The sequence below is a fragment of the Vibrio sp. A11 genome, assembly GCF_013048705.1.
In the GTDB taxonomy this organism is placed as follows: domain Bacteria; phylum Pseudomonadota; class Gammaproteobacteria; order Enterobacterales; family Vibrionaceae; genus Vibrio; species Vibrio metschnikovii.
Window position 1 is genome coordinate 1 of sequence record NZ_VHSI01000023.1, and the last position, 20405, is coordinate 20405.

Sequence of the window (20405 nt, forward strand, 5' to 3'; positions counted from 1 at the left end):
CTACAATCTTCGCTTCCCACTGCTCTTCACCGTTCAATGCACCTAGTGCTGAACCTTGAATTACTGGTAGGTCGTCGCCTGGGAAATCGTACTCAGAAAGAAGTTCACGAACTTCCATCTCTACAAGTTCTAGCAACTCTTCATCATCTACCATGTCACATTTGTTCATGAATACAACGATGTAAGGGATACCAACCTGACGGCCTAGTAGGATGTGCTCACGAGTTTGTGGCATTGGGCCATCTGTCGCAGCAACAACTAGGATACCACCGTCCATTTGCGCAGCACCTGTGATCATGTTTTTAACATAGTCAGCGTGTCCTGGGCAGTCTACGTGTGCGTAGTGACGTGATGGAGTTTGGTATTCTACGTGTGAAGTAGAAATAGTAATACCGCGCTCACGCTCTTCTGGAGCATTGTCGATTGACGCGAAGTCTTTCGCTTCACCGCCGTATACTTTTGCAAGTACAGTACAGATAGCTGCTGTTAGAGTGGTTTTACCGTGGTCAACGTGGCCGATAGTACCAACGTTTACGTGCGGTTTCGTACGTTCAAATTTTGCTTTAGACACGATCGTGTTCCTTCCTAGTTATGATTCGCCTTAAGTCAAGTGCACTCAAAGCGCGCCAGAAATTGCTATTTTATGCGCCAACGCTCGTTAGCGCAATAGATTCGTTATTAATCAAATAACAACTACCCACGTTCAGCAATGATTGCATCGGCAACATTTTTCGGCACCTCGGCGTACTCAGCAAACTCCATTGAGTAAGAAGCACGGCCTTGGGTCGCAGAACGTAGATCTGTTGCGTAACCAAACATCTCTGAGAGTGGAACTCGAGCACGGATAATTTTGAGGCCAGCATTGCCATCATCCATGCCTTCAATGATGCCACGACGACGATTTAAATCGCCGACTACATCACCCATCCAATCTTCAGGTGTGGTTATTTCAACTTTCATTAGCGGTTCAAGAATGACTGGGTTTGCTTCTAGCGCGCCCTTCTTGAATGCCATTGAGCCGGCGATTTTAAACGCCATTTCACTTGAGTCGACATCGTGGAATGAACCGTCGAAGAGTGTCGCTTTAACATCCAAAATAGGATATCCCGCTAACACACCGTTGTTCATTTGTTCCTCGATCCCTTTCGCTACCGGGTTGATGAACTCTTTAGGAATTGCACCGCCCACGATGGCGTCAACAAAGACAAAGCCTTGTCCTAACTCTGCAGGTTCAACTTTCAACCATACGTGACCGTATTGACCACGGCCACCAGACTGGCGAACAAACTTGCCTTCAACTTCCGCTTGACCACGAATGGTTTCACGATACGCAACCTGAGGTTTACCCACGTTGCAATCAACGCTGAACTCACGTTTCATACGGTCAACGATGATGTCTAAGTGAAGCTCGCCCATACCAGAAATTAGCGTTTGTCCTGTTTCCTTATCCGTTTCGACTCGGAATGACGGGTCTTCAGCCGCTAATTTACCTAGCGCAATCCCCATTCGTTCCTGATCCGCTTTTGAGCGAGGCTCAACCGCGATTTGGATAACAGGCTCAGGAAACTCCATGCGTTCAAGAATCACTTTATGATCTTGATGACAGAGCGTGTCACCGGTAGTGACATCTTTCAAGCCAATAGCGGCGGCGATATCGCCAGCACGAACTTCTTTAATTTCTTCACGTTTATTAGCATGCATTTGTACAATGCGCCCAAAACGCTCTTTCTTTTGTTTGACTGAGTTATAAACCGCATCACCAGAGTTAACCACTCCAGAATAGACACGAATAAACGTCAAAGTACCAACAAATGGGTCGGTAGCAATTTTAAATGCTAAAGCAGAAAACGGTTCATTATCGTCGGCGTGACGCTCAACTTCATTCTCGTTCTCATCAATACCTTTGATCGCCGGTACTTCTACTGGTGATGGCAAAAATTCAACTACCGCATCCAAAACAGCTTGCACACCTTTATTTTTAAACGCGCTACCACAAGTGGCAAGAACGATTTCGTTGTTCAGCGTGCGCTGACGTAGCGCTTGTTTGATTTCAGCTTCAGTAAGTACGCCATCTTCAAGGTATTTATCCATCAATTCTTCGCTCGCTTCCGCAGCGACTTCAACTAAGTTGTTGTGCCACTCTTCAGCCAGCTCTAGCATATCATCCGGAATCGCTTCATAAGTAAAGCTCATGCCTTGATCGGCTTCATTCCAGTTGATGGCTTTCATCTTGATAAGGTCGATGACACCTCTAAAATCCTCTTCTGCACCAATATTTAATTGGATAGGAACGGGAGTTGCACCAAGACGATGTTTAATTTGATCTACTACGCGTAGGAAGTCTGCGCCAGTACGGTCCATCTTATTAACAAACACAATGCGAGGAACATGGTATTTATCTGCTTGACGCCACACTGTTTCAGACTGAGGTTCAACACCAGATGAACCACAAAAGACAACCACAGCTCCATCAAGTACACGCAGCGAACGCTCTACTTCGATGGTGAAGTCAACGTGTCCAGGGGTATCAATGATGTTAATGCGATGATCTTGGAATTGTGCATCCATACCACGCCAGAAGGCAGTTGTTGCAGCAGAGGTAATAGTAATACCACGTTCCTGCTCCTGCTCCATCCAGTCCATGGTGGCAGCACCATCGTGAACTTCGCCAAGTTTGTGAGAAAGGCCGGTATAGAACAGAATACGCTCAGTAGTGGTTGTTTTTCCTGCATCTACGTGAGCACAGATACCGATATTACGGTAGCGCTCAATAGGAGTTTTACGAGCCACGATTGTATCCTCTTACTAAGGGAAACCTTAGAAAATAGAAATGTGCTGCGAGAGGACCTCGCAGCACAGAAGGTATTACCAGCGGTAATGAGCGAAGGCTTTGTTCGCTTCTGCCATACGGTGAACGTCTTCACGTTTCTTAACAGCAGTACCTTTGTTTTCTGACGCATCTAGCATTTCTGCAGCTAAGCGACCAGCCATAGATTTTTCACCACGCTTACGCGCAGCTTCAACCAACCAACGCATAGCAAGTGCGTTACGGCGAACCGGACGTACTTCTACTGGCACTTGGTAAGTTGAACCACCCACACGGCGAGATTTAACTTCTACCGCTGGACGTACGTTTTCAAGAGCTTGTTCAAAAACAGCCAAGTGATCTTTACCAGATTTCTCAGCCATAGTGTCTAGTGCAGTGTAAACAATTTTCTCTGCAGTAGATTTTTTACCGTCAACCATAAGGATGTTAACGAATTTTGCCAGCAGTTCAGATTTGAACTTTGGATCTGGAAGGATCTTACGCTGACCAATAACGCGACGACGTGGCATGGAATATTCTCCGTTGTCTTCTTCAGGTTTTTTCCAAAACTATACAGTTTTTTCAAAATAACAAATTAATTTAGTGTTTGGCCTTACTTAACGGAATCCATTAAGACTTAGGACGCTTCACACCGTACTTAGAACGACCTTGTTTACGGTCGTTAACGCCTGAACAGTCAAGCGCACCACGAACAGTGTGGTAACGAACACCCGGAAGGTCTTTTACACGACCGCCACGGATAAGAACAACGCTGTGCTCTTGTAGGTTGTGACCTTCACCGCCGATGTATGAAGTCACTTCGTAACCATTGGTTAGACGAACACGACATACTTTACGTAGTGCTGAGTTAGGTTTCTTTGGTGTAGTAGTATATACGCGAGTACATACACCACGTTTTTGTGGGCACGCTTCGAGTGCAGGCACGTTGTTTTTTGCAACTTGCTTCACACGTGGCTTGCGTACCAACTGGTTAATAGTTGCCATTAGCTAGCTCCTGAATTTACTTAACGTAAGCTTTATGAAAAATCTAGCCCTGATTGTGATTTGCACAAATAGGGACGCAAAATTCTATGCAGCAGTGAGAGGTGTGTCAAGAAATATACAGATCTTTTTTATCCACCAACATCAGCGCGGTGGATACTTTTACGGACACTCGATAAAAATTAAGACCAACTTATTGATTTATCTTCATTTACTGTCATTTCAACAAAATCATTCATCGTGACTTGCTCAATAGAACCTGAACACATTTCTAACCAACCACGAGCGGAAAGATCCTCACGCAGTGCATAGACCGACTTAATGGTCTGTAAATCGGTGAAATAAGGGCTGTTTGGGTTAGTAAGATAAACGGCATTTTCAACCAGCAATAGGCTATCATGAGCTTGAAAATAACGACGAACTAATTTTAGCTGTTGAGGATGTTTAATAATATGCAGCACACGCCTATCCTGTGGTATTAAAAAGTCACAATGTGATCAAAAGATTGCCACATTGCCCCAATGGCTTGAGGAGAAAGTGGGGAGACATTAATAAGTAATGCTTCACTGGTTATCCCCCATTCGGCAAGGCTTTGTTCACAGACATAACACGATTCAATCTCATACAAATCGAGCAGTTTGAATGTGCTAATGTAGTCTCGGCTTAAAATCGCCTTAGGATCTTGCCCAGAGACCAATTGTAAAACCCCTTCACCGACAAAAAAGACAGCTAAATCATCACTGTAAGCCGATGCTGCGAGCACGGCATCGAGTCCCTCTCGTCCAGCACTGGTGGCGTGAGGAGGAGAATGAAAAACAAAGGCGATTTTCTTCAAAATTGTACCACTCTATCCTCAGTTAATAGCGCTTCTGCCAGCGCTCCCAGCCCTGCTTGTGTCACTCCCATCGCCAAACTCGATGTTGATAATTGATGCTGTTCGGCTTCGCTTTGGCTAACAATACCACGTCGTAACGCTGCAGCAACGCAGGTTTCTAAGCGAATTTGATGCTTCGTCGCCATGGCTTGCCATGCTTTCACAAGATCAAATTCATCGTTAGCAGGCACGGTTAAACCCGACCCATTCAGCACACCTTCTTGATAGAAGAAAATACGCTTAATACTATGGCCTTTCTCGAGCACCGATTGAGCAAAAAGATAAGCATTACGAGCAGACTGAGTTCCATAAGCTGGACCCGTTACCAACAGAGCATAGGTCAATGGTGTGCTTGACTGACTCACAATCACTCATCCTCGGTTTTACGTTGGCGGATATACAAATAAACCGTATGTTTGGAGATATTTAATCGTTCAGCAACACGATTAATCGCATCTTTAATATCAAAAATACCTTTATCATACAACGCCATGACAATCTGACGATTTTTAGTATTGTTTGAGACTGATTTATCGGCATTAATCTCTTCAATAGTCCGCTCAACAGTTTGATCAACCAACTCGACCACATCACTGGCAAAATTAACCGGAGCAGCAGCCTCTTGAGCTTCTGGTGTCGGCATAAAAGAGTGCAACACCTGTGAAAAAGGCGCATCAAGATTGACGTTAATGCATAACAAACCAATCACTCGATGCTCTCCATTACGAATGGCGACCGTAATGGATTTCATTAATACTCCACCTTTCGCTCTGGTGAAAAACGAGCGAGAAAAGTTGCGTTCGGAGCCTTCAATATCACGCAGCATTTTTAACGCTAAATCCGTGATCGGCGACCCTACTTGACGACCTGTATTCTCGCCATTGGCAATTTTTATCGCCGAAGTATTCAGATCTTCTAACGAGTGCAAAACAATTTCACAAAAGGGGCCAATTAAACTCGCTAAACCATCCACCATCGCTTCATAGGAACGTAAAATCACTTTATCGTGCTCAGTAAATGGCTTTACATGCACAAATTCCATATCCATGAGCATATCGGCGTTAATGCTTTCTGTCGTTGTCACTGTACCTAGACCTTAGAACGTAAAATCAACAAATTGATGTAAGTTTATCAGAAAATTTTAAACCTAGACTAGGCTATCTTACGATGCAGTGACTTAGAACAAATTATACGATGAATATCTCCCTAGCAAAGCATCTGTACTTTTACCATTTGACAAGGGATGATAAAAAAATTGGTTAAAAAGTTAGTTTTACTTATAAAAAAAGGCCTGAATCTTCAGGCCTTTGATACTTTTAATAAAAGATTAATCGCTATCCCTTATTTATTGCGCTGCATCGCCATTTTCTACTTTCAACAGTTCCACTTCAAAAACTAGAGTAGAGTTTGCAGGAATGGTTGGCGTATCTTGCTCGCCATAGGCCAATTCTGGTGGAATAACGAACTTATATTTAGAACCAACTTGCATCAATTGCACGCCTTCTGTCCAACCAGGGATCACGCGGTTTAGCGGGAAGATAGCGGGCTCACCACGATCGTAAGAGCTATCAAACTGAGTACCATCGGTCAATGTGCCTTTGTAATGCACTTGTACCGTATCGGTCTCTTTTGGCGACTCACCTTGCGCTTCAGTTAAGACTTGATAAAGCAGTCCAGATTCGGTTTTTTTGACGCCTTCTTGCTTCTCAAACTCAGCACGGAATGCATCTCCAGCTTGCTTGTTGGTAGCGGCTTTTTCAGCCGCTTGTGCTTGCATTGACGCAGCAACACGTTTATCCAACGCTTCTAATGCTTCACGAGTCTGCTGTTCATCCATTTGCGCTGCACCAGCAAAAACATGTTCGATACCTCTTAGCACCATGTCTTTATTAAGATCAATACCAATTTCATTAGGCTTTTCGATACTGCTGGTTAAATAATTAGCAAAAGAAACACCAATCGCGTAAGCCGCTTTATCATCCTCTGACTTAAAAGTGACACTTTGAACGGCAACAGAGGCATTTGGGGTAGCCGTTGTCTCTTCTTTCTGACAACCAGCAGCTAGCGCAACCGTAGCGGCAAGCAATGACACTTTAAAAAACGATTTCATTCAATTCTCCAACTTTGTAGGTAAACCTTTCTGTTATTGAGCACAAACCGACGAATTAAACTGGTGCACAATAGTATGTTGTACCAATATAACGGTATGTTTCGTAATTGTCTTTACTACTCAACGGATAATTAATTGTGCTGCGGATAATTTCTCATTTCATAGTACCGACGGTTGTCATTTTTCTGTTAAATGGCTGTTTCTTCTTTAATCAAGAGACTGACCGCTGGGTTTTAGAACCCAATGGCTCGACCGGATTTGGCTTAAGCCGCGACGGACGCTTTGCATTAATTTATTCCCAAGAGCACCAACTGGTCTTATGGGATTTAGCACAACGTCAAATTCTAGCAGAGCTAGGCGCACAAGACCCAGAAGCCAACCCTGTCTCGTACATTCGTATTACTGATAATGGCCGTTATGCGATTACTGCCACACAAATCAATTTTGCCGTATGGGACTTAAGCTGGACCCAAGCTCAAGGGCTATGGTCCATTTCTGATGGTTTAATCATGGATGTCGCTCTGAGTAACGATGGGCAACAAGTGTTGCTGGGTGTATCCAACGGTAAAGCCATTTACGTTGATTTAGTCACTGGACGACGGCTTGAGTTCCTTGCTCACCAGGAAAAAGTCAATTCTGTCGCTTTATCCCCCAACGGTCGTTATGCCTTAACTGGCGGAAATGATTATACCGCTTATCTATGGGATACCCAGAGTGGACAGATTATCTACACCTTTGAACATGAACAGCGGGTTAACCGGGTTGCTTTACAGCGTGATGGTCAGTTAGCTTTCACTTCTGATGGTGGTAATCAATCGATTATTTGGAATTTACAAACGGGTGAAAAACAAGCCAAACTACGTAGTCTTTCTAGACAGCTTATTTTCTCTAGCGCACGATTTTCAGATGATGGGCGCTATCTACTCACTGGAACGCCATCTAGTCGCATCGAAGTATGGTCTACTGATCACGGTAAAAAATTAGCTCGCTTCGAAGCTCAACCACAAAAAGATGCGCGCCCGCCAAGAGCGGTGGTGTATGATGCGGTTTTTAATCCACAATCCAGCGTTATTTCTGGCACCTCTGCGGGAATCGCTCAAGAATGGGAGTTCAATCCATGATCATACAAAACGCTACCGAACAACAACTACAACAACGAATTGATGATTTAGAGTGTAAACTCGCTTTTCAAGAACAAACCATTGACGAACTTAATGCTGCTCTAACCCAACAGCAGCTATTAATTAATAAAATGCAAGATCAGATGAAATATGTGGTCGGGAAAATGAAAAATATGGATACATCAAACTTAGCGGATCCAGCCAATGAAACGCCACCACCACACTATTAATGACTTTGAATAACTCAAAAAACGTCACTCAAAGCATGAAGACATAAACGATCACCATCCCTATTACAACTAAACACCCCCCTATTCGCCGCAATTGATTATCTTCTTGCTGTGCGAGTTGCTGCATCATAGTCCGCCACCCTTGAGGAGCAATCAGCGGCCCTAAACCTTCAGCGATAAGCAATAATCCTATCGCAATCCATAATGATGTAGTCATTGTCTACCTTACTAAAAAAGAAAGGCTCCTTAGGAGCCTTTCTGAATAATATTACAATGGTATTAAACCACTTAGAATAAGTGTCTAGCCATTATTTTACTGATGAACCTTTAGCGCTATTCATGTATTGGAAGAAGTCACTCTTTGGATCCAAAACTAAGATATCACTTTTCTGGCTAAATGAGTTTTCATACGCTTGCAAAGAACGCAAGAAGCTAAAGAACTCAGGATCTTTGCTATAAGCGTCAGCATACACTTTGGCTGATGTTGCATCGGCTTGACCACGAGTAATTCGCGCAGTTCTGTCTGCTTCAGCTAAAATAGTTGCCACTTCAAGATCCGCCTGAGCACGAATAACTTCTGCTCTTTCACGGCCTTGTGAACGGTGACGACGAGCAACCGCTTCACGCTCAGCACGCATACGACGATAAATTGACTCACTGATTTCATCTGGAAGGTTAATCTTCTTCATTCTGAAATCAACCACATAAACACCCAAGTCTTTGCTTGCATTGACTCGAGTATCTTTCAGAACATTCGCCATGATCTGATCGCGTTGGCCATCGACTTCTAAAGCTTGTCTCGCGGCTTCAGTGGTGACAATCTCATCATCAGGACTATCAGGAAGTACCGCTTCATTGCGCGGACCAGAAACAATTTGTTTGATGTCTCGAGAACCGATCTCTGCCCTTAATACGTCCGTAACCCGACGTTCAAGGAGAGCTTGTGCGGTAAAAATATTACCTCCCCCCGTCGCTAAGTAGAATTGGCCAAAATCTTCAATTCGCCACTTAACGTAGGTATCGATAATAACGTCTTTTTGCTCAGAGGTTACAAAACGGTCTGAACGTCCATCCATGGTTTGAATACGAGCATCAAGAGTTTGCACTCGATCAAAGATCGGCATTTTAAAATGCAAACCAGGTTCATAGATTTTAGACATTTCATTGTCGTCTTGAATCACTCGTCCAAAACGAATGACAATGCCTCGCTCACCTTCTGGAACCACAAACATCGACATCAAGAGCAATGCTAAAAAGACGACAATGACCGGGATCATTAACTTACGCATGTTTAGTTTCTCCCTTGACGAGTATTAGTTGAGCGAGGAGGCGTATTACTGCTTGGGTCATTACGTTGTGACTGCAGTCCAGCTTCATCTTGCAATAATAATGAGCGAGTCTGACGAGACTGGCTAGCCCCTTCTTGACCTGCGAGTTTATCAATCGGCAAGTAGAGCAAGTTACCACTCGATTCTGAATCAATCAAAATCTTCGAACTGTTGGTATACACTTGTTCCATTGTATCGAGATACATACGATTACGCGTTACTTCTGGAGCGGCTTGATACTCAGGTAACAGTTTCTCAAATTGAGCAACCTGACCAAATGCTTCATTAATGATTCGCTCGCTGTAACCTAATGCTTCTCGTTTAACACGTTCAGCACGACCTGTGGCTTGAGGTAAAATCTCATTCATGTACGCCTCAGCTTCACGAATGAAACGCTCTTCATCTTCTCGAGCAGCAATCGCGTCATCAAAAGCATCTTTAACTTGCTCTGGTGGACGTGATGACTGGAAGTTAACGCCAACCACTAATAAACCCATATCATAATCATCGATGATTTGGTTGAGTGTTTGTTGAGTACTTTGACGAATTTGTTGACGACCTACCGTTAAGATACTATCCATCAATGAGTCACCAATCACCGCACGTAGCGCTGAATCGGTGGCTTGATGCAAACTATCATCAGGATTAACAACTCGATACAAATACTTGTATGGGTCAACGATACGATATTGGACATCCATCGCCACGTTGACGACGTTTTCATCTTTGGTCAACATGATACCAGAAGCGCTCAACGAACGAATCGCTTGAATATTGACGGGAGTTACTTCATCAATAAAACGAGGGCGCCAGTTCAAACCAGGATTAACTACACGATCGTATTGACCCAATCTTAAGACAACGCCTCGTTCGGCTTCTCCAATTGTATAGAAGCCTGAGAAAAACCAAATGGCAACAGCAAGCACGGCGATAACGCCAAAACCCATTGCTCCACCACCAGCAAACGAAGGCCCATTGCCTCCTTTACCAAACTTTCCGCCCAGCTTCTGACTCAGTTTATTAAACACTTCGTCTAAATCTGGCGGACCTTGATCACGACCACCTTTGTTACCGCGATTATTATTTCCCCAAGGGTCATTATCGCGGCCGTTGTTGCCGTTGTTATTTCCGGGCTCATTCCACGCCATTAGAAAGCTCCATCATTTGATATGACGTTATACTCTAGCAGTCCTTTAAGTGACGATAAAGTCACGTAAAACTGCCTCTTCTCTTTTCTCTAGTCTAGACCAATCCACTTGTTGCATACGAACTGATATTAGCAGATTGCCCTCTGGATCATACTCTTCCTTTTCAATGCAGTTCATTTGGAAGAAAGTGCTCCGAATTCGACCTTGATGTTCAGGAGGAACGCGTAAACAATATTGGACGATGCTACTGGCCAGACGTTCGGTCAGCGCAGTAAACAACTGATCCATCCCCAGCCCATCCATCGCCGATACCCAAACAGCTCTAGGAACACCTTCATCATCTCTTTCTATACGAGGATATTGGCCTTCTAGATTATCGATTTTGTTCATAACCAGTAAACTTGGCACTTCATGTGCGTCAATCTCTAGTAGAACATCATCAACCGCTTGGATATTCTCACGAAAGCGGTCGTCACTGGCATCCACAACATGTAACAAAATGTCAGCTTGCTGAGTTTCTTGTAACGTTGCTTTGAATGCCGCCACTAAATCGTGGGGTAAATGACGAATGAACCCTACCGTATCAGCCAAAATAGCTGGCCCAACATCCAGTAGTTCGATCTTTCGTAGCGTTGGGTCTAACGTAGCGAACAGTTGATCCGCAGCGTACACTCCAGCGGAGGTAATTTGATTAAACAGAGTCGACTTACCTGCATTGGTATAACCAACCAGTGAAATCGTTGGAATTTCTGCACGGTTTCTCGCTCGGCGTCCTTGTTCACGCTGTTTTGCCACTTTCTCTAAACGGCGTAAGATCGCTTTAATTCGCTCACGCAATAAACGTCGGTCAGTTTCTAACTGAGTTTCTCCTGGCCCACGTAAGCCAATCCCACCTTTTTGTCTTTCTAAGTGAGTCCAACCTCGAACTAAACGGGTCGAAATATGACGCAACTGAGCTAATTCAACTTGCAACTTCCCTTCGTGAGTACGAGCTCGCTGAGCAAAGATATCCAGAATAAGACCGGTTCTATCAATCACTCGACATTGGCAAAGTTGTTCTAAATTTCGCTCTTGAGCAGGAGAAAGGGAATGGTTAAAAATCACCACGTCGGCTTCAGTTGATTGCACAGCTTGAGCAATCTCTTGAGCTTTACCCTCTCCAACGAAATATTTAGGGTGAGGAGACTGGCGGCTACCAGTCACTACCTGCAGAGTTGATACTCCAGCAGAAGAGACCAGCATTTCGCACTCTTTGAGATTTTCCCACTCACCCTTTTGCGTAAAGTTGATATGAACAAGTACCGCTCGCTCACCGGCTTCATAACGGTCAAACAAGCGTTCAACTCCTTAATGAATGATAATATGACGTCAAATAATTAATCGTCGGATTTCTCTGTGCCACGCTCACCTGCAGGTCGATCACCAGTGTGATGGCTAACCGGGCGAGCAGGTACAACGGTAGAGATAGCATGCTTATAAACCATCTGATTTACGGTGTTTTTTAACAAGATCACGAATTGATCAAACGATTCAATTTGACCTTGTAACTTAATGCCGTTTACTAAATAGATAGAAACTGGAATACGCTCGCGGCGTAGTGCATTTAAGAATGGGTCTTGTAGAGATTGCCCCTTAGCCATTTTATTTTCCTTATTTGTATTTTGTTGTAGTTATTTAGCTAGTGGTGCACATAAGTTGGTGCGGCCTTTACATCTGAGCTAAACGATAAAAACACCCTATGCCACTGATCTATCAACACAATATTGATCAACAAGTGACGGTTCCTTTACAGAGTACATCACGCAAAAGCGATCACATTATACACAGCTTACTCAATCAGATGCTATGGCATTTGCAAGAGTTTCTACCGCGCGTTCAATGTTCTCACTATCCAACCAAGTTAACTCATCCCAGCTGCGTAACCAGGTGAGCTGACGCTTGGCTAACTGACGGGTGGCACAAATACCACGATAAATAGCCTCATCAAGCGTGCTATTTCCGTCAAAGTAATCCCACATCTGTCGATAACCGACACAACGTATTGAAGGTAGATCAGGATGAAGATCATTACGATCATAGAGCGCTTTAACTTCTTCTTCAAAACCTGATTTGACCATCTTCTCGAAGCGGAGTTCAATTCGACGGTGGAGCTCAGCCCTATCCATGGGCGCGATGGCAAACTGTTTGACTCGAAAAGGGATTGATTCTCCTTTCGTTTGTGTCAGTTCAGTAAGAGTTTTACCTGAAATTTTATAAACTTCCAATGCTCTCGACAATCTTTGTGGATCATTTGGATGAATTCTTGCCGCTGAAATTGGATCAATTTGTTGCAGTTGGGTATGCAGAGCTGCCCAACCTTGCTCTTGAGCTTGCGACTCGATTTGCTGGCGAACCGCTGGATTGGCGGCAGGTAAAGGCGATAAACCATCTAACAAGGCTTTATAATAAAGCATGGTCCCACCAACCAGTAACGGGATTCTTCCCTCACTAACAATGGTCTTCATTTCTCGTAGCGCATCTTGTCGAAAATCTGCAACTGAGTAAGCTTCACTCGGATCTAAGATATCAATCAATCGATGGGGAGCCAAAGCCAACTCTTTGGCATCAGGCTTTGCTGTGCCAACATCCATTCCTTTATAGATCAATGCTGAATCAACACTGATGATTTCGACAGGATATTTCTGACGTAAACGAATGGCTAAATCGGTTTTACCGGAGGCGGTTGGGCCCATTAAAAATAAAGCTAATGGTAGTGGTTTGGTCATTAATTTAATGCTGCAATGGTTGCCGAAAAATCGACAGGTTGAATAAAGTGGCCATCATGTAATGGCAGTTTACCTGACCATAATTGCTCAAGCTCGGCAATTAATTGAATGGCTTCTGATAAAGTGTAGTCGTTTTTTTCTATCAAGACACGCTGGCTAAGCCACGTGACGATATTGTCGACATTTAAAGTCAACACTCCTGAAGCGCCATGTAAAGCAAGGTAAGATAACAGATCCGGAATCAAAAGCTGTAGATTTTGCTGTCTTAATGGCTGAGGAACCCCCATCACCATCACCGTCTGATGAGAACGAGTCACCAGATGAATCCCTAAACGTTCGAGCAACTCGCGGTATAATTCGAAACCACGGATCTCCTCATTAGACACTTTTACACTCAAAGGGACCAATAACGGCTGACTCTTTAATGGCTCTTCTTGACTATTTAATTGACCACGAACTCTCCACTCAACTGCTTTCGTTAGCGCCAGTAAGACACATCCTTGATCCGTAGTCATCAGCAGATATTGTCCATCAACGACAGCGATGGCTTTACCTAATTTAGTCACTATCAGTGACAGCGTTGACGATTTTTCAGTGGTTGATAAACGATTATCTATTGAAACTGGCGCTTCACTCACTTTCATTAACTGTTGATAAGCTTGACTTTGCTCAGCCATAACTGGCGCAGACGATCGTGACTTAGCCGTCGTCGGACGGTTCCATGAGTGAGAGGCTCTTGCTTCTTGAATGACCGCTTGCGATGGACGTTCTGTCGTTAAATACTGACGAGAATAACCGTCTTTATCACTCAGATTGCGAGCTGGCTGATCAGGATCCGTTGACCGCTCATTCGACATATGTGTCGGAACAGGAGCAGAGAAAGCGGCTTGGTTAAGCTCAGGAGTTTCAATATATTCACTATCAGCAAGAGCGTCGCTTAGTGCTTGATAAATAAAATCATGCACTAAGCGAGCTTGATGAAAACGAACCTCATGTTTCGCAGGATGTACATTGACATCAACCAAATGAGGATCCAGTTCAATGAACAGTACATAGGTTGCACATTGATCTGGCCTTAAACTACTCTCATAACTTTGTCGAATCGCATGATTGATCAGCTTGTCACGCATCATACGTCCGTTTACATAACAATATTGCAAATCACTTTGCTGACGAGCGCCTTGTGGCGTTGTTATCCAGCCATGCAATCTTAACCCTTGATGGGCTAACTCTATTTTCAGCATATGCTTAACAAAAGACGCACCACATACCGCAGCCAAACGATTTTCTTCTTGCCGTTCACTGCTCGCGGCACGGTACTGACGGATAATTTTCCCATTATGGCGCAGCGTCAAACTGACATCAAAACGGCTCAAAGCAATACGCTTTAAGAGTTCATCAATATGGGTAAACTCTGTTTTTTCTGTACGTAAAAATTTGCGTCTTGCCGGTGTATTGAAAAACAGATCCAAAACTTCAACTGTGGTCCCTACTGGATGGGCACTAGGCTGCAGCTTGACAGCCATATCGCGCCCTTCACTGTACGCCGACCATGCTTCTTCTTGAGTCGCCGGACGAGAAGTGATGGTTAAGCGAGAAACCGAGCTAATACTGGCTAACGCTTCCCCACGAAACCCTAGGCTGATGATCGCTTCGAGATCGTCCAGTGTTTGTATTTTCGATGTCGCATGTCGACTTAAGGCTAAGCCAAGCTCATCCTTATTGATCCCAGAGCCGTTATCGCGAACTCGAATTAACTTAGCGCCACCTTTCTCAATATCAATTTCAATCCGTGTGGCCCCTGAATCCAAGCTGTTTTCTACCAGCTCTTTTACTACCGAAGCCGGCCTTTCCACCACCTCACCCGCGGCAATTTGGTTTGCTAAACGGGCGGGTAGAATACGAATCGTCATAACCTGCCTATCTTATCGGTTGGGAATGATCAGTACTTGGCCTACCGCCAATTGATCTGAGCGCAATTGATTAGCCTCACGAATACTCTGTACCGTTACATTGTACTGATTGGCGATCCGACCAAGAAACTCACCACTCTGTACCGTGTGTTTACGCAAAGGTTTATCTTTTAAGCTCACCGTAATATTAAGCTTTTGACCAACAAATAACGTGTCAGACTTAAGGTTATTTTCTCGGCGTATCGCATCGATAGAGACTTTATAATTCGCCGCTAAACGGCCTAAAAACTCTCCCGATTTAACCACATGGGTAATGGTTTCGGTTTCCACTGGATTATTGACCACCGGTACCGGAATAGGACCACGTTCTCCTCCGGGAATAGTTAATCGCTGACCCACCGTTAAGCGAGAATCTTTTAATTTATTCGCTTGCATGATCCCAGAAACGGTCGCTCCATATTTTTGGGCAATCACAGATAACGACTCACCTCGTTGTACTTGATGTTGCTGAGTTTTACCTCGGTTAGCAAACAAGGTTCCTTCTGGAGGATTTTCCTCAAAGTATTGCACTAACGCTTTGCCCATCGCTCGTGCGAGCTTATCTTGATGGCTACGTTGAAAAATCAATCGTTCTTCGATAGGGTTAGAGATAAAACCAATCTCTACTAATACTGATGGAATATCGGGCGACTTCAATACCGCCAGACTGGCATTCACAGGCTCCGCTTTATGTAAGTGAGCGACTTTGCCTAGCTCTTGTAAAAGATTGGTCGCCACTTTATGGCCTTCTTTTTGCGAATGGCTAAACTGTAAATCTAATAATGTTTGACTGACATTACGGTCGTTATTCGTCCGCGCCAAAACTTCACCGGCCCCTCCGAGTAACTCCGATTGCTGCTCATGATTTTCAACCCAACGCGCAATTTCAGTGTTGGCCCGCCGAGTATTAAGCACAAAAACTGAAGCCCCTCTTGGCTGTGGAGTATGAAAAGCGTCAGCATGAACTGAAACCAATAGATGAACACGATTACGACGAGCAATTTCAGTCCGATTATTCAAGCTTACGTAATAGTCACCGGTTCGTGTTAATACGGCTTTCATACCCGGAACCGCATTAATTTGATCCGCCAATTTTTTAGAAACGCTTAATGTGGCATCTTTTTCAAATTTACGAGTTGGGCCAATAGAACCGGGATCTTCACCACCATGTCCCGCATCGATAGCAATAATAATATCTGCAGTACCGACTAACTGAGACGCATCGCGGCTCACTACATTGGGCGAACGAGCGGGCGTACTCGACGTCGCCGCTGCAGGAGCGGGTGAATGAGGTAAATCAATCACCAAACGATGACCATATTGCCCACCTGGTGTGGGAGGTAATTTAAAAATATTGGGCGTCGACTTATTGGCTAATTCAAGTACTAAACGAAAAGTTGTTTTTTCTGGTGGTGTACTCGCGCGAATCCGTTTCAATATCGCACTATCAGAGACCGTTACTGGCAAAACGGCAGCTAATGAAGTCTGTTTTAGATCGACCACCAAGCGTTCTGGGCTGCTTAGCGTGAAATAACTAAAGTCCGCTTCTGACTTTAAATCGATCACTACGCGAGTGGCATCAGGGGAAGGCCAAACTCTAACCCCTTCTAATACATTAGCCTGAACGCTACTGATAGCAGATAATAATGTGACCAATAGCCACCAATAACGCAAAAAACGACCGTAATTAATGCTCAACATAACTCCAACTGACTCAATAAGGTGCATCCATACTCGCTATTTGCGCTAACACTCGCCTGACGTTGCTCACCCTCATAGCGAAGCGATATCGTTAAATCTGGTGTTGGCAATAAACCTTGACCTTTTTCAGGCCACTCCACCAAGCAAATAGCATCATCGGTAAAATAATCACGAATTCCCATAAACTCGAGTTCTTCAGGATCCGCCAATCGGTAAAGATCAAAATGATAAACCTGCCAATCCGCTAACTGGTATGGCTCAACTAACGTATAAGTTGGGCTTTTCACATTTCCTTCATGGCCTAACGCTCTAATGAAACCGCGACTTAAGGTGGTTTTCCCTGCGCCTAAATCACCGTAAAGATAAAGTGTCGTCTGCTGGGAACATAATTGAGCTAAGCGCATTCCTAGCATTACCGTCTGTTGTTCATCTTTTAAAGTAAAAGTTTTTATGGTCATGAATCGGATCTCTAAAGCGTCTAGCTAGCACTATATAAAAATAAAAAGAGAACGAATAGTAAACTGGGTTAGTTTTAAGAGACAAGCTCTGTTCTGTAAGTAAACAGAAAAATCTTCATATCAAATCTAATATCGATACAACTAGCCACTCACTGGCTGGATCAATCGAGTGAGATCCGTTAAGATCCGCCGCCCAATGACCATGACCAATACTGATGATGGACCTTCATTCACTAGCCGAACAAATCAAACAATGGGCAAAAGAACTCGGCTTTGACAAAGCAGGGATCTGCGACGTCGATTTAAGTCAACATGAAGCAACTTTACAAGCATGGTTAGATGCAGGGTATCACGGTGAGATGGAGTGGATGGCTCGCCATGGTATGTTACGTGCTCGCCCAGCAGAACTGTTACCCGGTACACTTCGAGTGATCAGTGTCCGCATCAACTACCTTCCACCACAAGCGCAATTTGCCGCGAATTTATCAGATCCAACCCAAGGTTATATTAGTCGCTATGCACTTGGACGCGATTACCATAAATTGGTTCGTAATCAACTCAAAAAATTAGCTGATAAAATCGAACAAGAAGTCGGTCAGTTGGGCTATCGTCCTTTTGTTGATTCCGCACCTATTTTAGAAAGGCCTCTGGCACAAAAAGCTGGGCTTGGCTGGACGGGAAAACATTCTTTAATTCTCGATAAAGAGGCAGGATCATGGTTCTTTTTAGGCGAACTGCTTGTTGATATTCCTCTGCCAGTCGATACACCGTCAGAGAATCAATGTGGACAGTGTCGAGCATGTATGACCTCATGCCCGACTGGTGCGATTGTCGAAGAAGGGGTTGTCGATGCACGGCGCTGTATCTCTTATTTAACGATTGAGTATTCAGGGGTGATCCCAGAAGAATTTCGAACGGCAATCGGTAATCGTATCTATGGTTGTGATGACTGCCAACTCGTCTGCCCTTGGAACCGTTTTGCTGATCTTACCCAAGAAGACGACTTCCATCGACGAGATGTGTTGAATAATGCCGATCTTGTTGCTTTATTTTCATGGGATGAGAAAACCTTTTTACACCATATGCAAGGTTCTGCCATACGCCGTATTGGTCATCAACAATGGCAACGCAATTTGATTATTGCAATGGGTAATGCGCCCTATTCACAAAGAATCATCGATGCCTTAGAGCAAAAAACAGGAGAAAGTGAACTATTAGATGAGCATATTGAATGGGCATTAACACAACAGAGAGAGCAGTTGGCTAGCATTACGAATAAACAGCAAAGACTAATTAGAATTATTGAAAAAGGCTTGCCGAGAGATGCGTGAGTATGAAATAACGCAACATCATTGATGTACATTCTTTGATGCACTTCGCAAATTCTTAGGTGTGGAAAAAATATTAAATGAGACAGCGTTTGCTAAACTTCAAAAAAGTTAATCACATTAGCAGGAAATGATAAGGATCAAAGAAAATACAGTTAATGATCGTTCACGCGGCTCTTACACCACAGGAAATAAATAAAAATACCATTTAAAATCATTAACTTAATAAAAAACCATCACTCTCACATTATTCCCCATCAGCAAAAAGATCGTCTGAACAAGCCTCTATCTTCAAGCTAAAAACACGTTATGCACCAAGTTATCCACAAATTTAAAATGTGGATAACTTGGTGCATGGATAAAACAAAGCCTGACTACGTCAGCGGTAGACTCCGTTTTTAGTCATGTATCTAATACGATTTCTGGCCAAACTTTCTTGGCAGAAAATAAGATGCTTTTCTTGATGGGATTATGCTTCACAGCATGATAAAGAGCATTGACATGGTGTCAATTCTTCAGAATAGACAGAAAAAACCACGCAATAGCGTAGTCTTTTGTTTTTAAATTGGTTGCGGGGGCCGGATTTGAACCGACGACCTTCGGGTTATGAGCCCGACGAGCTACCAGGCTGCTCCACCCCGCGTCCGTATTACTCACCGTTTAGCACGATGTAGGCTTGAAACTGCAGCGACACACGAGATTCACTTTCTTTAAACAAAAAGGCGTGAACTCAACCTTGGCAAGGTTGTTCTCTATTAACTGAGCGACTGTCGCATCTCATTACTAAGTGCAATGAAAGCTTGAATCTGGAGCGACACACGAGGTTCACTTTCTTTAAACAACAAGGCGTGACCTCAACCTTGGCAAGGTTGCGCTCTATTAACTGATCGACTGTCGCATCTCATTACTAAGTGCAATGAAAGCTTGAATCTGGAGCGACACACGAGGTTCGAACTCGTGACCTCAACCTTGGCAAGGTTGCGCTCTACCAACTGAGCTAGTGTCGCATTTCACCGTTAAGCACGATAAAGGCTATCTGTTTGGTTGCGGGGGCCGGATTTGAACCGACGACCTTCGGGTTATGAGCCCGACGAGCTACCAGGCTGCTCCACCCCGCGTCCGTATTACTCACCGTTAAGCACGATGTAGGCTTTGTAACTTTATTGTTTATCGCCATCAGCAATAAAAGCAAATCTGGAGCGACACACGAGGTTCGAACTCGTGACCTCAACCTTGGCAAGGTTGCGCTCTACCAACTGAGCTAGTGTCGCATTTCACCGTTAAGCACGATAAAGGCTATCTATTTGGTTGCGGGGGCCGGATTTGAACCGACGACCTTCGGGTTATGAGCCCGACGAGCTACCAGGCTGCTCCACCCCGCGTCCGTATTGCTCATCGTTAAGCACGATGTAGGCTTTGTAACTTTATTGTTTATCGCCATCAGCAATAAAAGCAAATCTGGAGCGACACACGAGGTTCGAACTCGTGACCTCAACCTTGGCAAGGTTGCGCTCTACCAACTGAGCTAGTGTCGCATTTCACCGTTAAGCACGATAAAGGCTATCTGTTTGGTTGCGGGGGC

Annotated in this window: 21 protein-coding genes and 6 tRNA genes; 3 read left to right on the forward strand and 24 right to left on the reverse strand. The window is 44.1% G+C overall.

What is annotated here, in order from left to right; genetic code table 11:
• From FKQ60_RS15985 to fkpA, 9 genes are all read right to left on the reverse strand, one after another.
• Positions 1 to 571, reverse strand: a 571-nt coding sequence (locus FKQ60_RS15985; protein WP_170906750.1) for a GTP-binding protein, incomplete at its 3' end; no start/stop codon positions are given.
• Between the two features lie 122 nt (positions 572 to 693).
• Positions 694 to 2790 (reverse strand): elongation factor G, encoded by a 2097-nt coding sequence (gene fusA / locus FKQ60_RS15990; protein ID WP_004397615.1) that lies wholly within the window; start codon positions 2788 to 2790, stop codon positions 694 to 696.
• Positions 2791 to 2865: 75 nt separating this feature from the next.
• Positions 2866 to 3336: a 30S ribosomal protein S7 gene (rpsG, locus tag FKQ60_RS15995; RefSeq protein ID WP_004397616.1), complete on the reverse strand. Its 471-nt coding sequence runs from the start codon at positions 3334 to 3336 to the stop codon at positions 2866 to 2868.
• 100 nt (positions 3337 to 3436) lie between these two features.
• The gene (gene rpsL, locus FKQ60_RS16000; protein WP_004397617.1) at positions 3437 to 3811 is read right to left on the reverse strand and encodes a 30S ribosomal protein S12; all 375 of its coding nucleotides are present in this window, start codon (positions 3809 to 3811) and stop codon (positions 3437 to 3439) included.
• Positions 3812 to 3990: 179 nt separating this feature from the next.
• The gene (tusB, locus tag FKQ60_RS16005) at positions 3991 to 4269 is read right to left on the reverse strand and encodes a sulfurtransferase complex subunit TusB (RefSeq protein ID WP_004397618.1); all 279 of its coding nucleotides are present in this window, start codon (positions 4267 to 4269) and stop codon (positions 3991 to 3993) included.
• Between the two features lie 17 nt (positions 4270 to 4286).
• Complete coding sequence (tusC, locus tag FKQ60_RS16010) at positions 4287 to 4643, reverse strand: sulfurtransferase complex subunit TusC (RefSeq protein ID WP_040905836.1); 357 nt, start codon at positions 4641 to 4643, stop codon at positions 4287 to 4289.
• The gene (gene tusD, locus FKQ60_RS16015; RefSeq protein WP_170906751.1) at positions 4640 to 5047 is read right to left on the reverse strand and encodes a sulfurtransferase complex subunit TusD; all 408 of its coding nucleotides are present in this window, start codon (positions 5045 to 5047) and stop codon (positions 4640 to 4642) included. Before tusD ends, tusC begins: the two co-directional genes overlap by 4 nt.
• A 2-nt stretch (positions 5048 to 5049) precedes the next feature.
• On the reverse strand, positions 5050 to 5766 hold the full coding sequence (locus tag FKQ60_RS16020; protein WP_170906752.1) for a transcriptional regulator: 717 nt from the start codon (positions 5764 to 5766) through the stop codon (positions 5050 to 5052).
• A gap of 261 nt (positions 5767 to 6027) precedes the next feature.
• Positions 6028 to 6792 (reverse strand): FKBP-type peptidyl-prolyl cis-trans isomerase, encoded by a 765-nt coding sequence (fkpA, locus tag FKQ60_RS16025; RefSeq protein WP_170906753.1) that lies wholly within the window; start codon positions 6790 to 6792, stop codon positions 6028 to 6030.
• 140 nt (positions 6793 to 6932) lie between these two features.
• On the opposite strand from fkpA, the gene FKQ60_RS16030 reads away from it, so the two are divergent.
• Positions 6933 to 7913: a lipoprotein gene (locus tag FKQ60_RS16030; RefSeq protein WP_040905862.1), complete on the forward strand. Its 981-nt coding sequence runs from the start codon at positions 6933 to 6935 to the stop codon at positions 7911 to 7913.
• Positions 7910 to 8143, forward strand: coding sequence for a SlyX family protein (locus FKQ60_RS16035; protein WP_004397623.1), 234 nt, complete (start codon positions 7910 to 7912; stop codon positions 8141 to 8143). The genes FKQ60_RS16030 and FKQ60_RS16035 overlap by 4 nt, the downstream gene beginning before the upstream one ends.
• Positions 8144 to 8171: 28 nt before the next feature.
• Here FKQ60_RS16035 and FKQ60_RS16040 read toward each other — a convergent pair whose 3' ends face one another.
• The 9 genes from FKQ60_RS16040 to tsaE all read right to left on the reverse strand — a co-directional run bounded on the left by FKQ60_RS16040 (position 8172) and on the right by tsaE (position 17495).
• Positions 8172 to 8360 carry a DUF2065 domain-containing protein gene (locus tag FKQ60_RS16040; protein ID WP_158137743.1) on the reverse strand — a complete coding sequence of 63 codons (189 nt, stop codon included), beginning with the start codon at positions 8358 to 8360 and terminating at the stop codon, positions 8172 to 8174.
• Between the two features lie 91 nt (positions 8361 to 8451).
• Positions 8452 to 9432: a protease modulator HflC gene (gene hflC / locus FKQ60_RS16045; RefSeq protein ID WP_170906754.1), complete on the reverse strand. Its 981-nt coding sequence runs from the start codon at positions 9430 to 9432 to the stop codon at positions 8452 to 8454.
• A 2-nt stretch (positions 9433 to 9434) separates the two neighbouring features.
• Positions 9435 to 10619, reverse strand: a complete 1185-nt coding sequence (gene hflK, locus FKQ60_RS16050; protein WP_170906755.1) for an FtsH protease activity modulator HflK — start codon at positions 10617 to 10619, stop codon at positions 9435 to 9437.
• Positions 10620 to 10664: 45 nt separating this feature from the next.
• Complete coding sequence (gene hflX / locus FKQ60_RS16055; RefSeq protein WP_170906756.1) at positions 10665 to 11954, reverse strand: ribosome rescue GTPase HflX; 1290 nt, start codon at positions 11952 to 11954, stop codon at positions 10665 to 10667.
• Positions 11955 to 11995: 41 nt separating this feature from the next.
• Complete coding sequence (gene hfq, locus FKQ60_RS16060) at positions 11996 to 12259, reverse strand: RNA chaperone Hfq (protein WP_004397627.1); 264 nt, start codon at positions 12257 to 12259, stop codon at positions 11996 to 11998.
• Between the two features lie 192 nt (positions 12260 to 12451).
• Complete coding sequence (gene miaA / locus FKQ60_RS16065) at positions 12452 to 13384, reverse strand: tRNA (adenosine(37)-N6)-dimethylallyltransferase MiaA (protein WP_170906757.1); 933 nt, start codon at positions 13382 to 13384, stop codon at positions 12452 to 12454.
• Entirely contained in the window at positions 13384 to 15297 is a 1914-nt protein-coding gene (mutL, locus tag FKQ60_RS16070) for a DNA mismatch repair endonuclease MutL (protein WP_170906758.1), read from the reverse strand. The genes miaA and mutL overlap by 1 nt, the downstream gene beginning before the upstream one ends.
• Positions 15298 to 15309: 12 nt before the next feature.
• Positions 15310 to 17037, reverse strand: coding sequence for a LysM peptidoglycan-binding domain-containing protein (locus tag FKQ60_RS16075; RefSeq protein ID WP_170906759.1), 1728 nt, complete (start codon positions 17035 to 17037; stop codon positions 15310 to 15312).
• Complete coding sequence (gene tsaE, locus FKQ60_RS16080) at positions 17031 to 17495, reverse strand: tRNA (adenosine(37)-N6)-threonylcarbamoyltransferase complex ATPase subunit type 1 TsaE (protein ID WP_154169342.1); 465 nt, start codon at positions 17493 to 17495, stop codon at positions 17031 to 17033. The genes FKQ60_RS16075 and tsaE overlap by 7 nt, the downstream gene beginning before the upstream one ends.
• 218 nt (positions 17496 to 17713) lie before the next feature.
• On the opposite strand from tsaE, the gene queG reads away from it, so the two are divergent.
• Positions 17714 to 18826 (forward strand): tRNA epoxyqueuosine(34) reductase QueG, encoded by a 1113-nt coding sequence (queG, locus tag FKQ60_RS16085; protein WP_170906760.1) that lies wholly within the window; start codon positions 17714 to 17716, stop codon positions 18824 to 18826.
• A 563-nt stretch (positions 18827 to 19389) separates the two neighbouring features.
• Here the strand turns inward: queG and FKQ60_RS16090 are convergent.
• From FKQ60_RS16090 to FKQ60_RS16115, 6 genes are all read right to left on the reverse strand, one after another.
• Positions 19390 to 19466 (reverse strand) — tRNA-Met (locus tag FKQ60_RS16090).
• A gap of 288 nt (positions 19467 to 19754) precedes the next feature.
• Positions 19755 to 19830 (reverse strand) — tRNA-Gly (locus FKQ60_RS16095).
• Positions 19831 to 19864: 34 nt separating this feature from the next.
• Positions 19865 to 19941 (reverse strand) — tRNA-Met (locus FKQ60_RS16100).
• Between the two features lie 77 nt (positions 19942 to 20018).
• Positions 20019 to 20094: transfer RNA gene (locus FKQ60_RS16105), tRNA-Gly, on the reverse strand.
• Between the two features lie 34 nt (positions 20095 to 20128).
• Positions 20129 to 20205 (reverse strand) — tRNA-Met (locus FKQ60_RS16110).
• 77 nt (positions 20206 to 20282) lie between these two features.
• Positions 20283 to 20358, reverse strand: a tRNA-Gly gene (locus FKQ60_RS16115).
• Positions 20359 to 20405: the final 47 nt, after the last annotated feature.

Excerpts from the sequence above, each read along its gene's own strand:
- rpsG (WP_004397616.1), bottom strand. The coding sequence starts at position 3,336 with ATGCCACGTCGTCGCGTTATTGGTCAGCGTAAGATCCTTCCAGATCCA.
- rpsL (WP_004397617.1), bottom strand. The coding sequence starts at position 3,811 with ATGGCAACTATTAACCAGTTGGTACGCAAGCCACGTGTGAAGCAAGTT.
- fkpA (WP_170906753.1), bottom strand. The coding sequence starts at position 6,792 with ATGAAATCGTTTTTTAAAGTGTCATTGCTTGCCGCTACGGTTGCGCTA.
- FKQ60_RS16035 (WP_004397623.1), top strand. The coding sequence starts at position 7,910 with ATGATCATACAAAACGCTACCGAACAACAACTACAACAACGAATTGAT.
- FKQ60_RS16040 (WP_158137743.1), bottom strand. The coding sequence starts at position 8,360 with ATGACTACATCATTATGGATTGCGATAGGATTATTGCTTATCGCTGAA.
- hflC (WP_170906754.1), bottom strand. The coding sequence starts at position 9,432 with ATGCGTAAGTTAATGATCCCGGTCATTGTCGTCTTTTTAGCATTGCTC.
- hflK (WP_170906755.1), bottom strand. The coding sequence starts at position 10,619 with ATGGCGTGGAATGAGCCCGGAAATAACAACGGCAACAACGGCCGCGAT.
- hfq (WP_004397627.1), bottom strand. The coding sequence starts at position 12,259 with ATGGCTAAGGGGCAATCTCTACAAGACCCATTCTTAAATGCACTACGC.
- miaA (WP_170906757.1), bottom strand. The coding sequence starts at position 13,384 with ATGACCAAACCACTACCATTAGCTTTATTTTTAATGGGCCCAACCGCC.
- mutL (WP_170906758.1), bottom strand. The coding sequence starts at position 15,297 with ATGACGATTCGTATTCTACCCGCCCGTTTAGCAAACCAAATTGCCGCG.
- FKQ60_RS16075 (WP_170906759.1), bottom strand. The coding sequence starts at position 17,037 with ATGTTGAGCATTAATTACGGTCGTTTTTTGCGTTATTGGTGGCTATTG.
- tsaE (WP_154169342.1), bottom strand. The coding sequence starts at position 17,495 with ATGACCATAAAAACTTTTACTTTAAAAGATGAACAACAGACGGTAATG.
- queG (WP_170906760.1), top strand. The coding sequence starts at position 17,714 with ATGGACCTTCATTCACTAGCCGAACAAATCAAACAATGGGCAAAAGAA.